Source organism: Gordonia sp. DT219, from assembly GCF_049847065.1.
Lineage (GTDB): Bacteria > Actinomycetota > Actinomycetes > Mycobacteriales > Mycobacteriaceae > Gordonia.
In genome coordinates, this window is the sequence record NZ_JBNCNR010000017.1 from 31189 (window position 1) to 47352 (window position 16164).

The window sequence follows — 16164 nt, forward strand, 5'->3', positions numbered from 1 at the left end:
CGCCGACTTTCGTGGAAGAACCGTCGACTTTGGTTTACCAATATGTCTGATGCCGTCAACAAAGGTGAGGGAGGGTCACAACTCGGGCGTCAACAGCTCCCCGATTGCTTGCATGACCTCGGGTTTTCCGAATTCGTGGTGCGCCGCAGGCAGTGTCACGACGCGGATGTCGCCGAGCAGCGGCTCCCACGCGCGGTATCCGTCGCTGCCCGCGCCGGCCACATACACGGCCTTGCCCACTCGCACCGGCGCGGGCCGATGCGCACGGACCGACGCGACGAGTGCCTCGACGCGTTGCTCGTACGCGGCGAGCAGTTGCGGGTCGACGTGCCCGACGACGCTCGCGTCGAGTTCCCCGGCATCGGCGGGCATGTGCGCCGGAACGTAGCTGTCGAGCAACGCCAGTAGCTCGACGTCATCAACACCACCGTCACCGCCGAGGCGTCGGGCGATCTCCTGCGCGAGCACCCCGCCGAGCGACCAGCCGACCAGCCGATACGGCCCGACGGGTTGGCGGCGTCGAATCGTTGCCACGTGGGCGTCGACGAGCACGTCGAGCGCACTATCCTGCGCTGCAGCATCTTCGAGGCCGGGCAATTGTAGACCGAGCACCCGATGACCCGGCCACACCTCGGCGAGGGGCCGGTAGTCGGCGGCCAGGCCGCTCGCCGGGTGCACGCACCACACGATCGGCCCCTCGGCAGCGTCTGATAACTCGAGCACGCCGTCATCCGACGGACGGGTGAGGAGGTCGACGACGCCGGCCGGTGTCGAGGCGGCGAAGAGCCCGGCCGCCGACACCCCCAGCCCAGTGCGGTCGACGATCTCGTCGCGCAGCCGCAGCAACGCCAGTGAGGTGCCGCCGGCGGCGAAGAAGTCGTCGTCCATGCCGACGGCCTCGCCGAGCACCGACGAGAATGCCTCGACCACAGCGGTTTCCGTCGGTGTCACGGGTGCCCGGCGTGACTGCGTCCACGTCGGCTCCGGTAGCCTGGCGGCGTCGAGTTTACCTGCGCCCGTCAGTGGTAGCTCGTCGACGACGACGATCTGGCTCGGCACCGCGTGTCGCGGCAGCATCGTCGCGCACGCCGCCCGTAGCCGAGCAACGTCGACGTCGCCGACCACATAGGAGACGAGTACGTCGCCCGCGGGCCCCGACACCAACAGCGTCGCGGCCTGCCCGGCGCCCGCCGACCGCAGCACCGCGTCGACCTCGGCCGGCTCCACCCGCTGTCCGCGGATCTTCACCTGCCGGTCGAGGCGCGAAAGGTAGTGCAGCCCGGTACCGCGCGGGTCCCAGCGCACGAGGTCGCCGGTGCGGTACAGCCGCCGTCCGTCGGGCCCGGCGACGAAGCGCGATGCGGTGAGCCCCGCATTGCCGAGATAGCCCCGCGCCAGCCCGTCGCCGGCCAGGTACAACTCCCCGGGCATTCCCGGCGGGCACGGCCGCAGCATCGAATCCAACACCAGCGCACCGGTTCCCGGCAGCGGATGCCCGATTCCCACCTGCTCGCCGGGGTGGTGCGGCCCCGCGGTGGCGAAGACGGTGGTCTCGGACGGCCCGTACACCGAGGTCACCGTGGCCGCGCCGGCCCACCGGTCGAGGAGGTCACGCGGTACCGCCTCACCGCCGACGAACACTGCGCGCAGCGACGCCAGCGCCCGCGGGTCGAGGGTGGCCAGCACCGCCGGCGTCGCGAAGAAGGTGGTCGTCCGCAGCCTGGCCAGCCACGCCGTCAGGTCGCTGCCGCCGGTCAGCTCCGCCGGCACCACGACGTGCGTGCCGCCGGTCAGGACGGGCGCGAGCAGGTCGAAGATCGTCGCATCGAATCCGGGACTGCTGAGGCCGGCGACGCGGTCGAGTACGGTGCCCGGCGTGTCCGCACTGTGCGCCAGCCGCCACAGCCCGCGATGGCTCACCCCGACCGCGTTGGGAACCCCGGTGGTCCCCGACGTGGTGATCACATACGCCAGCGCGTCGGCCGAAACACGGGTCACCGCTTCCGGTTCCACCGCAGCGTCGGGTCGAGCTGGTATGTCGGCGAGGCCGATGCGAGTCGCGCCGGCCGCGGCGATCACCCGCTTGATACGGCCTTCCGGATACCCGACGTCGATCGGCACGCACGTCGCGCCGATGCGCGTGACCGCCCAGAACGCGATCAGCGATTCGACGGACCGCGGGATCGCCACCGCCACCGCGTCACCCGCACCGAGCCCGCGGGCCCGTAAAGCCCGCGCCGTCACCGAGATCCAGTCATCGGCGGCACGGTAGGTCAGCGCCCGCGCACCGTCGTCGACGGCGAGTAGCTCGGGGTACCGCTGCACGGTCCGCGTCCAGAAGTCCGCGAGCAGCGGCGGCTGTTCCGGCGACGAGAACGTCGCCGCATCATCGAGGTAGGCGCGTTCACCCGACAGCAGCAGCGGCACCGTCGACACCCGCCGCTGCGGACCGTCGACGACGGCATGCACCGCCTCCTCGACGCGGTCGGCGATCGCCTCGATCTCGTGCTCGGCGAACAGGTCTCGTGCGTAGACGAAGCCCAGCCGGTACCGGCCGCCGTCGTCGACGGCGAGCACCTGCAGGTCGAATTCGCTGTGCGGGCTCGGCGTCTGCTCCGGACCGACGATGCCACTCGTCACCGCGGCCAGCGCGGCGTCGATCATCGAGAACGACACCTGCACCAGCGGGTGCCGTCCGGCCTCGCGTGGCACGTCGGTGAGTGCGACGAGGTCATCGAAGCCCACGATCGCATTGTCGAGGGCGGCGAGGTCGGCGTCGCGGACCCGGCGGATCAGCGCGGAGACGGTCTCGCCCGGACCGAGCCGCACCCGCAGCACGACGGTGGACACCAGCATGCCGACGGTGCCACGCATCCCCGGATGCCGGCGCAGCGACGCCGGGGTGGCCACGGCGACGTCGTCGGAGCCGGCCTGCACACCCAACGCCAGCACCAGCGCGGTGTGTAGCACATGGAAAGCCGAAGCCCGGTGCGCCGCAGCCACTTTCCGTACCTGGTCCGACGCCGCGTTGCCCAGCGGACGCATCAGCGTGTACGTGCTCAGGTCACGGACGACGGGCCGTTGGGCAGCCAGATCCAGCCGCCCCGAATACCCGTCGAGTTCGCCGGCCCAGAAGTCCAGTTGCCGTTGCCGTTGTGCACCTTCGACGTTCGTGAGCCATCGGGCGACCGCCGCATACGGGGCCGGTGGCAGGCCGAGGTCGCCGCCATCGAGCAGAGTGGTCAGTTCGCGGTGCAGGATGCCGGCCGACTCGCCGTCGAGAGCGATGTGATGCGCCACCAGCAGCACGCCGACCGGCGCCGCGTTACCAACAGCCGGTTTACCAAGAGCCAGGGCGTCGACAATGAGGGTGACGCGCACGGGCGGCTCGCCGGCCGCCAGATCGAAGGGTGCGCCGATGATCTCGCGCATCGCGGCGGCGGTGAGGTCGGTCATCTGCACCTCGGTGACCGGCGGCAACCAGAGTGGCAGCACCGTCTGGCGCGGGCCGTCGGCGCCGTCGCGGTAGCCGGTGCGCAACGCGGGATGGCGCTCGACCAGATGGGCCACGGCCTCGATCACCCGCGCCCGGCTCGTCCCCGCCGGCACCGGCACACCCACCGGGACCGTGTACATTCCGGCGCCCGCGGCGTCGGACAGCTGGTGGTTCACCCAAATCCGGCGTTGCGTCGGGGCGAGTTCGAATTCACCCGCGGGGACGGCACTCTCGGGGTCCCATCCGTCAACGTCGGCCCACTCGCCGGCCGCGAGGACGGCGGCGAGTGCGGCCGGGGTGGGGTGGTCGAAGAGCAGACGCGTCGCGACGGGCCGTCCGATCCGTTCGGCCAGCAGCGCGGTCACCTGGGTCGCCGACAGCGATGTGCCGCCGAGGGCGAAGAACTCGTCGTCGGCTCCGATCGCCGATGCGTCGATGCCGAGGACCCGCGCCATCACCTCGCCCACCACCGGGGTCAGAGCCTGCCCCTCCCAGCCGGCCGGCGCCACCGCCGCGGGCGGCGTGACGGTACCCGACGATTGATCCACGGCCAACTCACGGGCCGGCGGCTTGGGCAGCGGCGACGAGCCGGGTGCGGCCAGCCCGGCAAAGGTGACCAGCAGGTCGTCGAGCATGGCCGCCGCGCTGGCCGAATCGACCCGCACGGAGTGGACGACGGTGAGGTCGAAGCCGCCGTCGAGGCTGCCGTGCGGTCCGGTGCCGGCGAGGACGACCTCGATGTCGAATTTCGCGTCGATCGCTGCACTCCCGGTGGCATCCATCAGCTCGGTGTCGACTGTTATGCCCGCGCCATCGACATTTTCACCGCCACGAACCCCGTCGCCTCGAGCCCCGTCTCCTCGAATATCGGGCAGCACATCCTGGTTGACCAGCAGCACCGAGATCAGCGGGTCGCCGAAGCCGTGGGCGTCGGGGCGGATCGCGCGCACCACCGCGTCGTAGGGCACCTCGGCGTGTGCCGCGCCGGTGACCGCGACGTCGCGGACGTGTTTGAGTGCCGCACCGATGCTGCCGGTGGGCTCGAGGCGGGTGCGCAGGGCGAGGGTGTTGACGAACATGCCGACCACCGACTCCCATTCGGGCGCGCTGCGTCCGTGGACGGGGGTGCCGATCACCAGGTCGGTGCGCCCGTTCCACCCGCCGAGGACGAGCGCGAGTGCGAGATGCGCGGCATGCAGCACCGACGCCGCCGACTCCGACGCCACCCGCGCCACGTCGGCGGCTACCGCGGCGGAGACGTGCGCAGTGATTCGCCCGCCCTGTCCTTCCGGACCAGACCCGGTGCCGGGCAACCGAATCGGCGCACCGACGTCGGCGAGAACCTCGCGCCAGTACTCGATGTCGCGGGTGTATCGGCTCTCCGGGTCGGCCGGATCGCCGAGCAGCTCGTGCTGCCAGCGGGTGTAGTCGCCGTAATCGAGGCCCTCGCGCGGGAGTGCGGCGCCGTGATAGGCACGCAGCAGGTCGTCGACGAGGATGCGCATCGACCACCCGTCGACGGCGACGTGATGCATGGTGGCCACGAGGTACCGGATGGGGCCGCCCGCCACGCTGAGCAGCTCGACGCGTAGAGGCACATCGCGCGTGAGATCGAACGGTGCGCACAACAATTCGCTCACAACGACGCCCAGCCGTCCGGCAGGAACGACCCGCTCGACGACGACGGGCCCGGCGACGAGGAATTGCTCGGGCCCGTCGGCGGTGTCGGGGAAGAGTGTGCGCAGGCTCTCGTGGGCGGCGACGACGGCGTCCACCGCCGCGCGCAGGCGAGTGACGTCCACGCCGGGATCGAGCCGCAAGACGAGCGGGACGTGGTAGGCGGTGGAGTCCGGGTCGAGGCGATGCTGAATCCACAGACGGCGCTGCGCATACGACAGCGGCAGTCGGTCCGGGCGCGGTCGTCGCCGGGGCGCCGGAATCAACCGCCCGGCATCCAGGGCGTCGATGCCGCGCGCGACCTCGCCGACGGTGCGCCCCGAGAACAACAGCGCCAGTGGCACTTCCCGGTTCTCCTGGGCGGAGAGCCGGCTCTGCGCGCGGGTCGCCGAGAGCGAGGTGCCGCCGAGGGCGAAGAAGTCCGAGCCGGTGGTGATGTATTCGACGGGAAGTCCGAGGAGCTCCGAGAACACCGCGGCCACCACCCGCTCCGTGGGAGTGGACGGCGCCTGTCCGGCGTGAGCTCCGGGCAGTGGTGTCGGCAGGCGGGACAGGTCGAGTTTCCCGTTGCGGGAGAACGGCATTGCGCCGATCCGGCCGATGGCCGCGGGAATGATGCTGCGCGGCAGGATATCCGCGAGGCCCGCGCGCAGCCGTGGCACGTCGAGCTCCGCGCCGGGAGTGAGCACCACCCAGGCGACGAGGATCTTCTCACCCGCCGCCGATATCCGGACATCGCTGACCGCGGTGCGCACCTCGTCGAAGGTCTCCAGCGCGGCGTCGATCTCCCCGGGTTCCACCCGGATTCCGCGGACCTTGAGCTGGTCGTCGCACCGACCGACAAAGATGACGGTGCCGTCGGCGGTGCGGTACACGAGGTCGCCGGTGCGGTACATGCGGCCACCGTCGCCCGAGGGCGCGGCGACGAAAGCGGCTGCGGTGAGCGCGGACTCGCGGTGATAGCCGCGCGCGAGGGCCGGCCCGGTCAGATACAACTCGCCGAGGGTCCAGTCCGGTACCGGGCGCAGCCGGTCGTCGAGGATGTGCAGGCGGGTGTCGGCGATCCCCGTTCCGATGCCGACCGGCGCGTCGGCGGTGACCTCGACGGCCGACGCGGCGACCGTCGCCTCGGTGGGCCCGTACTCGTTGGTGAGGGTGACGTGCGGTGCCCAGCGCCGCACCAGCGCGGGCGTGAGGGCCTCGCCGCCCACCACGACGTGCCGCAGACCGGGATGGTCGCCGGCCGGCAGCGTCGAGAGCACCGACGGCGTGGTCAGCAGCACCTCGACGCGATGCTCGGTGAGCAGGCGGGCGAGGTCGTCGCCGCCCACTATGGTCGGCGGGCACACCGTGAGGGTGGCGCCTGAGTGGTGCACCGGCAGCAGCCCCATGAGGTGGGCGTCGAAGCCCAGGTCGTAGGTGTGCAGCGTGATGTCGCCGGGCCGCAATGCCATTCGGCCGGCCGCGTCGCGCGCGAGGCCGCCGAGCCCGCGGTGCGTGACGGCCACGCCCTTGGGTGTCCCGGTGGTGCCGGAGGTGAAGGTCAGATACGCCACGTCGTCGGCGTGCAGCGGGCGGATGCGTTCGGCTGGGTCGAAGGATGCCGGGTCGCCGGCTACCGCGACGGCTGCGGCCACGTCGTCGATCTCGAGGACGGTACGCGCGTCGGCGTCGGCGATACGTTCGTCTCGGCGGTGTGGTGGATCGGCCGGGTCGACGTTGACGAACGCCGCCCCCGTCTTGGCGACCGCATGCAGTGCGATCACCGACCACGCCGACCGTGGGAGCTCCAGCGCCACCACGTCTCCCGGCCCGATTCCTTCGCCGATCAGGCGGCGCGCCAGCCGCGTGCTGATCCGATCCAGCTCGGCGAACGTCAGCGAGTGACCTAGGCCGGAAACGACATTGGCAAGGTCGTGTACGGCGATCGCGTCCGGTGCGAGCCGTACCCCCGCACCGAGGAGCTCCGCCAGCCCGGCGACTGCGCCCGTCCGGGCAGCGCTCTCCACACCACCGACGGGGCCCGCCTGGACCGCGACAGCACCCTCCTCACCACCGACAGCGCTCTCCAGCACCCCGACGACGCTCGCCAGCAGCGTCGCGAGCCGCTTCTCCTCGGCGACGGCAGCGGTGCAGGTCATCGCGAGGTGCAGACTGTCGTCGGCGTTCACCATAACGACGTCGAGTCCGTGCAGCGCAACCGGGTTCGCGGAGTTCAGATATCCCAGCCCGACCGGGCCGTCGAGGGCACCGAGCGCGACGTCGACGAGGGGGCGGCCGGCGCTGATGCGGCCGGGGTCGGCGATCTCGGTGATCTCGGCGAGCGGCAGGTCGGCGTGCGCGAAGGCGCCGAGGTCCGCGGCCGTGATGCGCGAAAGCAGTGCGGGGAACGGCAATTCGGTGTCGACGTCGACGTGCATCGGTACCGTGCGGGCAAATGGACCCACCACCGGAGCCCATCGGCCGTCGATGCGGCCCGAGGTTGCCGCACCGATCGTGATCGTCCGGGACCGCGACGCGCGGGCGAGCACGGCGGCCACCGCGGTGTGTACTGCCGCGTAGAGCGTGCTGTGATGCTCGACGGCCAGGCTCTGCAGGGTGCGCGTGACCGGCGGATCGAATCGGTGGACGACCCGCACGGCCGGGGCCGCGACGTCGGCGTGTGCGGTCAGATCCATCCCCGGAACGAACAGCGGTTCAACGGGTTCGGTGAACACCGACCGCCAATAGGCGCGCAGCTCGTCACGGCGTGCCTCGAGGGTTTCCGCCCGCCACACGGTGTAGTCGCGGTACCCGACGGGCACTGGATCGAGGTCGGCACCGGCCAGCAGGGCGTGGAGGTCCGCGGCGAGTACGTCGAGACTTTCACCGTCGACGGCGATGTGGTGGATGACCCCCACCAGCCGCACGCGGCCGTCGTCGTCGGGATCGTCGAGAACCGCCAGGCGCCAGGGTAGTTCGACGGTGAGATCGAGCGGCGTCCTCAGCGCGGCGAGCGCGGCGTCGACGGACTCGGCGACTGGCCGGCCGTTGAGCATCTCCCGCAGGCTCGCTTGTGCGTCAGAAGCGGTCCAGAGTTGTTGCCGGATCGGCCCGTTCGCATCGGCCGGGAAGCTGGTGCGCAGTGCGTCGTGCCGGTCGAGCAGTGCCGCCAGGGCGGTGACGAGGCGAGGACGTGACGCGTCGACGGGCAGCGCGAACGGCAGGAGGTGTCCGGTGAACTCCGGTGCGGCCCGCCAGCGCAACCAGAGTTCTTCCTGCTCCGGGGTCGGCGGCAGCGGCGCCGAGAGCGGGGCCGCCGGAAGGTCCGGCAGGCGTGGCTGTGTGCTCGCGGAGCCGGCGAACCGGGCCAGCGCATCGATGGTGGGGTGCGCGAACACGTCGGCAACCCCGACCGGCCGTCCGTCGGCCGTCAGCCGGGCGGCCAGCCGCGCCGCCGACAGCGAATTGCCGCCCACCATGAAGAAATTGGACGACGGCCGCAGCGCGGAAAGAGCCGCACCCACCACGTCGGCGACGGCCTCGGCGATCGGGGTCTCCGCCGCGGTCAGCGGACGTTCCGTCTCGGGCGCGGCGGTCAGCAAGGCCAGTAGCGCGGTGTGGTCGAGTTTGCCGGTGTCGATCATCGGCCACTGAGCCACCACCCCGATCCGCGCCGGAACCGCATACCCCGGCAGCACCGCCGCGCACCCGGAGAGCAGGTCCGTCTCGGCGACCGAACTGTCGGCGAGCACGAATCCGACGATCCGCTCGTCGCCGCGCAACGCCCCGGCGTCGACGACCACCCGCGCATCGGTGACGCCGGGCTGGGTGCGCAGCACGGCGGCGATCTCACCGAGATCGATGCGGTGACCGCGGATCTGGACCTGATCGTCGCGGCGTCCCAGATATGCCAGCCGCACCCCGGACGTGTCGGCGCTCTCCGCCAGCACGCGGACCAGGTCGCCGGTGCGGTAGAGGCGGACGCCGGTGCCGGCCGGATCGGCGACGAATCGGTTTGCGGTGAGCGCGGATTCGCCGAGGTAGCCGTCACTGACCTGGGCACCGGCCACATAGAGTTCGCCGCGTCCGCCGACGGGCACCGGGCGCAGCCGGTCGTCGAGCACGCGTAGCGTCACCCCGTCGAGCGGCGCTCCGATGAGGCTGCGCCCGTCGTCGACGTCGACGCGGGTGTGCGTGAGGTGCACGGTGGTCTCGGTGATGCCGTACATGTTGACGAGGTCGACACCGGGATGCGCGGCAGCCCAACCAGCCAGCGACGGCGCATCGAGGGCCTCCCCGCCGAACACCACGCACCGCAACGACGACAGCTCGCCGGACTCGCCGACGAGCGCCGGATCGACGATGCGGGCGAACGATGTCGGTGTCTGGCTGAGGATCTCGACGCGGTGCGCGGAGAGGGTGGCGACCAGTGCCTGCGGGTCGAGCACGGTGGCGCGGTCGACGACGACCACGGTCCCACCGGAGGCGAGGGCGCCGAAGATCTCCCACACCGAGAAGTCGAAGGCGTAGGAATGCGTCCAGCTCCACACCGCGCCCGGCCGGGCGTCGACGGCGTCGAGGGCGGCGCCGAGCATGGCCGCCAGATTCTGCCGGGTGACCTGTACCCCTTTGGGTTTCCCGGTGGTGCCGGAGGTGTGGATGACGTACGCCGCCCCCGGCCACGGCACGCCCTCGCCGCGCTCACGCACCGTGATGTCCCCGTCGTCTATGTCCCCGTCGATGACGGCGACCGGTCCGGTGTCGGCGAGGATCGTCTCGATCCGGGCGGCCGGGTATGCCGGGTCGATGGGGACGTACGCGGCATCGAGGTGCAGGACGGCCAGCATCGCGACCACGGTGCCGCTGCTGCGCCCCAATCGCAGCGCCACCCGGTCACCCGGCCGCACGCCCGCCGCCGCAAGCCCGTCGGCGAGATTCCGAACCTGTTGCGCGAGCGCCTGATAGGTGACCTCACCGTCCGCGTCGACGACGGCAACCGCGGTGGGCCGCTCGACGCAGTGGCGAGCGAGCGCGGCGATCGGATCGCGAGGGCTGGTACGCCGGGCGAGCGAAGCCGGCGCGTCGACGGCGGGCAGGCACTCGCCGACCACGGCGTCCGGGGTGGCCGAGGCGAGGTTGGTGACGGTGGCGACAAAGGTGTCGAGGAGGCGTTCGGCGGACTCGGCATCCACCCGCCGGGGCGCAATGGTGGCCGTCACGTGCAGAGCAGAAGCGGCGTCCGCATCGACGGTGTCGACGGTGAATTCGAGTGCGGTCCGGGCGGTTCCGACGCGGATCGGCCGCGCGGCCGTCACCAGGCCGGTGTCACGGAGGTCGGGGGCGTCGGCGCCGTAGGCGAGGATGACGTCGAGGAAGGCCGGTACGCCGGACGTGGCGCGCACCCCGGCGGCGTCGGCGATGCCGCGGTAGCCGAGGTGGGCGTGGGTTCGGGCGCCGGCGAGTTCGGTGGCGGCCGCGGCCAGCGCGGTGCCGACCTGCTGATCGCGCACACCCGTCGAGCGCAGCAGCACCGTCTGCACCAGCATGCCGACCGCGCGCAGGTCGGTGGTGGTGTCGCGCCCGGCGATCGGCGCGGCCGTCACGACGTCGTCGCTGCCGGTGTAGGCGGCCAGGGTGGCGTCGAGCGCCACGCGCAGCACGCTGTGCACGGTGGTGCCCGCGTCGGCGGCCAACCGGGTCGCGGCGGCGAGAACGTCTGCGGGGATGGCCCGTTCGACGTACCGCGCATTGCCGGCGGTGGCGCCCGAGGCGGGATGTGCCGGTTCGGGCAGGGCCAGATGTTCGGCCGCACCGCCGAGACGCTGCGCCCAGTACCGTTCGGCCCGCGTCACGTCGTCCCCCGCAGGCAGGCGGCGGCGCGGCGGTTCCGCCGACGCGAAAGCCCGAGCGGCGCCGGTCGCCCGCGCTTCGAGGGCGGCCCCGAACTCGTCGACGAGGATGCGCATCGACCACGCGTCGACGAGGACGTGGTGTGCGGTGATCAGCAGCCCGACGGGCGAGGCGTCGTCGATGATTGCGCGCCACGGCAGTTCGTGGGCGAGGTCGAAGGGCTCCGAGGCGGCTGAGTCGTCGAATGGCCGGACGCCGATGCGCAGCAGCTTAGCAGCTTCGTCCACGCCGAGGACGCGCGGGATGGGCCGGCCGTCGACGGGGTCGATGAGGGTGCGCAGCGCGGGGTGACGCAGGGCGACGTCGACGAGGGCGGCGCGCACCACGGCGGCGCCGATGCCCGGGGCCAGGGTCACCTGCACCGGCAGGTGGTAGACGGTGGTGTCGGGCTGCATGCGCTGCAGGACCCAGATCTCTTCCTGCTGCGGGGTGAACGCCGGGGCGTCGTCGGCCGCCGGTTCGACGGGTACCGCGCGGTCGACGAAGGCGCACAGGTCGCCGACGATCTCGGCGGCGGCGACGTCACGCACCTCGAGGGCGGCGCCGGCCCGCTCCCCCAGTTCCGCGGCGATCTGCATCACCGACAGCGACGTCATCCCGCGGTCGAGGAGCCGATCATCCACGGCCACCGCGGTTCCCAGCACACCGCCGACCACGTCGAGCACCAGATGGGTGGACGACGCATCCGCGGCGGGCCGAGGCACGAGCGACGCCGCAGGCACCGACGACTCACACACCGGCGAAAGCCGTTCCAGCACAGGCTGCTCCGAATCAAGGTCGGAGTAGGCCATCGCGTGCAGCACCGAGGTAAGCGCGTCGAGAAGTTCGCCGGCGCGTTCGGGGCCGAACCAGTCGGTCCGGTAGGTGAGTCGCACCCGCAACGAGCCCCCGGCGAGTTCGGTGTCGATCTTCACCGGCACCAGCGCCTGCTCCGGCGGGGCCACCTCGACCGCGAGACCGGCGGTATCGAGCGAATCCCGGTGCGTGAACACCACATCGGAGAGCGGCCAGCCGAACAGGTCGCGCGAGATGTCGGTGGCACGCACCACCTCACCGAACGGCAGTTCGGCGTGGTCGGCGCCGCGGCGGATCGCTTCCGCCGTCGCCTCGACCACCGCCCCGATGGTCGCATCGGCCGGGGCGCCCACCCGCACCGCGATCGGGTTGACGAACATGCCGACCACATCGGCGGATTCGGCGCTGCGGCCCAACGCGGGGATCACCACGACGGTGTCGTCGGCGCCGGTCCACGCGCGCAGGGTCAGCACCACCGCGGCGTGCAGCCATTCGACGGTGGTCACCCGCGCGACGGCGGCCCGGCTCAACAGCGGTTCGGCATCGGGGATCTCGGTCTCGCACACCCCGGCCGGTGCCGGCCCGACCACGCGATCCCGGCGCGGCCGGTTGACGGAAAGGCGGTCGCGGACGGGCAGGTCGGCGAGTGTCGCCGTCCAGAACCGCAGGTGTGCGGCGGCCGGCGAGTCGGGATCGCCGGGGTCGCCGAGCCGCGCGGCCGCGGTGCGTGTGGCCGAAAGGTAGCCCGTCGGTGTCGAATCCCAGTCCGGTGCCCGACCGGACGCCCGCGCCGCCACCGCGAAAAGTGCGTCGGCCCGCGTGATCTCCAGGGACCGGTCGTCGACGAGGACGTGATGGGCGGCCACCGTGACCACGCTCGCCCCGTCGTCCTCGGTGATCGCGACCCGCAACGGAATCGACCCGATCAGCGAAGGCACCTCAACAGCCCCGTCGACGAGAACCTCGTCCAGGGCGTCGTCCACCGCAAGGATCTCCGCCCACACCTCCCCGCGCTCCTCAAAGAGTACGGTACGCAGGATCTCGTGCCGGTCGATCAGGCCACCGATCACGGTGCGCGCCACCGACTTACCGACGCCGGGCAGCCGGACGGTGAACCGGACCGTGTCGACGGTGCTGTGCGGCATCAACTTCTGCGCCAGCACCATCGCCCGCTGCGCCGCGCCGGCGGGCGCCCGCGCCGGCAACGGCTCCGCACCGACAACGTCCGGCACGGCAGACGCGTCGGCGACCAACCGCGCCACCGCCCGCAGATCGCGGGCGCCGAGGATCTCCCCCACCCCGACCCCGGCAGCCCCGAGCCGGTCACGCACCGCCACCGCTTGCAGCGACGACCCGCCGAGTGAGATGAGGTCGGCAGCCATCGACGGCCGCTCGATGCCGAGGACCTCGGCCACCGCGTCGGCCACCGCCTGCTCCCCCGCGCCCTGCGGGGCGACGTCAGCAGCCGCGTCAAGTGCCGCCCCCTCGATCAGCGCGGCAACAGCGGCCCGGTCGAGTTTGCCGCCCGCCGACACCGGCAGCCCAGCGACGACGGCGATGCGCCGCGGCCACATGACCGGCGGCAGTGCGGCGGCGAGGTGACGGCGCAGGTCGCCGGGAGTGCGCGCCCGGTCGGCGTCGGCGGCCACCACCACCGCGAGGTCGAGCCCGTGCTCACCGGGCACCACGGCAGCAGCGGTGACGCCGTCGAATCCCGCAGCGGCATGCTCGATCTCGCCCGGCTCGATACGCACACCATGCACGGAGAGCTGATCGTCGGCGCGGCCGTGGAAGTGCAGTGCCCCGGTCCCGGGGTGGATGCGGACGAGGTCGCCGGTGCGGTACATGCGCTGCCCGGGCTGCCACGGGCACGCGACAAAGCGTTCGGCGGTCAGCGCGGTGCGCCCCGGGTAGCCGAGCGCCACCTGCGGTCCGGCGAGGTAGAGCTCACCGATCACGCCGGACGGTACCGGTCGCAGCCGGTGATCCAGCACGAACGCCTCCGCGTCGGCGATCGGCGTACCGATGGGCACACTCGCGTCGGCGCCGGGCTCGCCGTCGACGCCGAACTCGGTGGCCCAGATGGTGAATTCGGCAGGGCCATACAGGTTCACGACGCGATGCCCGGCCGAGAGCGTCACCGCCAGTGCGGTCGGCAACGCCTCGCCGACGGAGACGACGACGCGCGGCAGGCTTGCATCGGGGATGGTCGCGAGCACCGACGGGGTGGCGACCACGTGGCTCACGGACCCCGCGGTGAGCTGCGGCCCGAGCGGGGCGTCGGTGCGGCACGGCACGAGCGTTGCGCCGGTGGCCGCGGCGGTGAGGATCTCGAAGTGTGCGGCGTCGAACATGGCGGACGCGAGGGCCGCGATGCGCGGCGGCGCCGTCGCGTCGTCACCGAACAGTGGGCGTTGCGCGGAGATCACCGACGCGAGGCCGCGGTTTCCGACCGCGATGGGTTTGGGGTCGCCGGTGGTGCCGGAGGTGAACACCAGGTAGGCGGCGTCGTCGAGGCGGGTGGCCGGGTGCGGGCGCGGGGCGCGGACGGCGGGGAGGTCGTCGAGCGCGGTGAGCACCATGATGGGTGCGGCGGTCTCGAGGATGCGAGCACGGCGGGCGGGTGGCTGCGCGGGGTCGAGCAGCAGGATGGTGGCGCCGGTATAGGCCACGGCCCACCAGGCGACGAGTTGGTCACGGCCACGGGGTATCTCGATGGCGACGGTCCGCCCGGTCCGGGCGCCGGCCGCGAACAGCCGCCCGGCGAGGGCGACCGCATGCGCATCGAGCTGCCGATACGTCAACGCCTCCCCGGTGCCGGGAACGTCGAGCGCGACGGCGTCGGGATGTCCGACGACGGCGGACGCGAGGATCTCCGGCAGGGTGCGCGCCGGCACCCCGGACCCGCCACGCAGCACCGGATCGTCGTTGTGCAGCGGCAGATCGTCGATCGGCAGGTCCGGCGCGTCGACCGCCGCGAGCGCCACGATCGCGAGCATCGCCAGGAGCTGCCGGTGATGTTCGGCCAACTCGGCGGCGGCGTAGCGGTTCGGGTTGGCCTCGATGTCGAGGACCAGCCCCGAAGCGCCGGCCGCGGGATACACGTTCACCGAGAGGTCGTCGACGGGTGAGGTGGACAGCACGTGGAAGGTGGCCGTGGCGTCGCCGCAACGGAATTCGCGGTCGAAGAGCATCAGGTTGAGCATCGGTCCGGGCAGGCCGCGGTGGCCTAGCGGATTGCGCAACCCGGCGGCGTCGTTGCCGAGATCGCCACTGAGATCGGCGCGGATGTCCTCGTAGCGGTACCGCTGGTGCCGCAGCGCGCCCATCAGCGCAGTACCGGTGTCGCGCAGCGCGTCGGCGACGCTCGCCGCGGCCCGGACCCCGGTGCGCAGCGGCACCACGTTGGACACCGGCAGCGGGGTGCGTCGGAGAACCGCGGTGGTGCGCGCGGCGACGGGCAGGTTGAGGATCGGGTCGTCGCGGCCGGTGGCACGGCACAGATAGGCGGCGAGCGCAGTCGCGATGACGGCGGGCACGGCGCTGTGATGGGCGGTGGCGGCACGCTCGAGGGCGGCCATCGTGGCGGACGGAATGGTGGCAGAGACGACATGACTCAACGGCGCAGGCGGCCCTGGGCGGTGCGAAAGGGACGCCGAACTTAGCATGTCCGCGAGCATCTCTCGCCAGTACGCGCGATCGGTGGCGTAACGCGACGAGGCGCGGTAGTCGGCGTCGGCGCGGGCGGGTGCGTCGAAGTCGACGGGGCCGGGATCGGCGATCGGCTCGCCGGCAATGCCTGCGGTGTAGGCGTCGAGCAACGCGCGGATGGCGTCTTTGCCGGAGATGCCGTCGACCACCAGGTGGTGGGCGCGGTTGTAGAAGTAGTAGTGGTCCTCGCCGAGGTGCAGCAGCCATCCGAACATGACGCGGTCGGTGGCCGGGTCGACGGGGCGGCTGTGGTCGGCGCGCATGAAGGCGTCGGCGGCGGCGCGCGGGTCGGATTCGCCACGCAGGTCGAGGTATTCGGGGTTGGCGTGCAGGCTCGGGTCGTACATTCCGACGGGGCCGTCGGGGGTCTGCTCGTAGCGGACTTGCATGAACTGTCCGCGGCGGACGGCGTCGGTGGTGTGCCGCAGGAACGCCTCGACGTCGATGGGGCCGTGGAGTTCGACGTACTGGGCGATGTTGAGCGGCAGTTGTGGCAGCGTCTCGGCGGTCGTCCACAGCGCACGTTGGGCCGCGTCGAGGCGGAATCGTCTTGTGCCGGTGGGGGTGTGCCCGGTGATCGCGTCGTCGGCCAT

1 protein-coding gene is annotated in these 16164 nt (G+C 72.1%); it reads right to left on the reverse strand.

Annotated elements, in window-relative coordinates; all coding sequences use genetic code 11:
* Positions 1-75: 75 nt before the first annotated feature.
* On the reverse strand, positions 76-16164 hold the full coding sequence (locus ACPXB3_RS17385) for an amino acid adenylation domain-containing protein (protein ID WP_425728719.1): 16089 nt from the start codon (positions 16162-16164) through the stop codon (positions 76-78).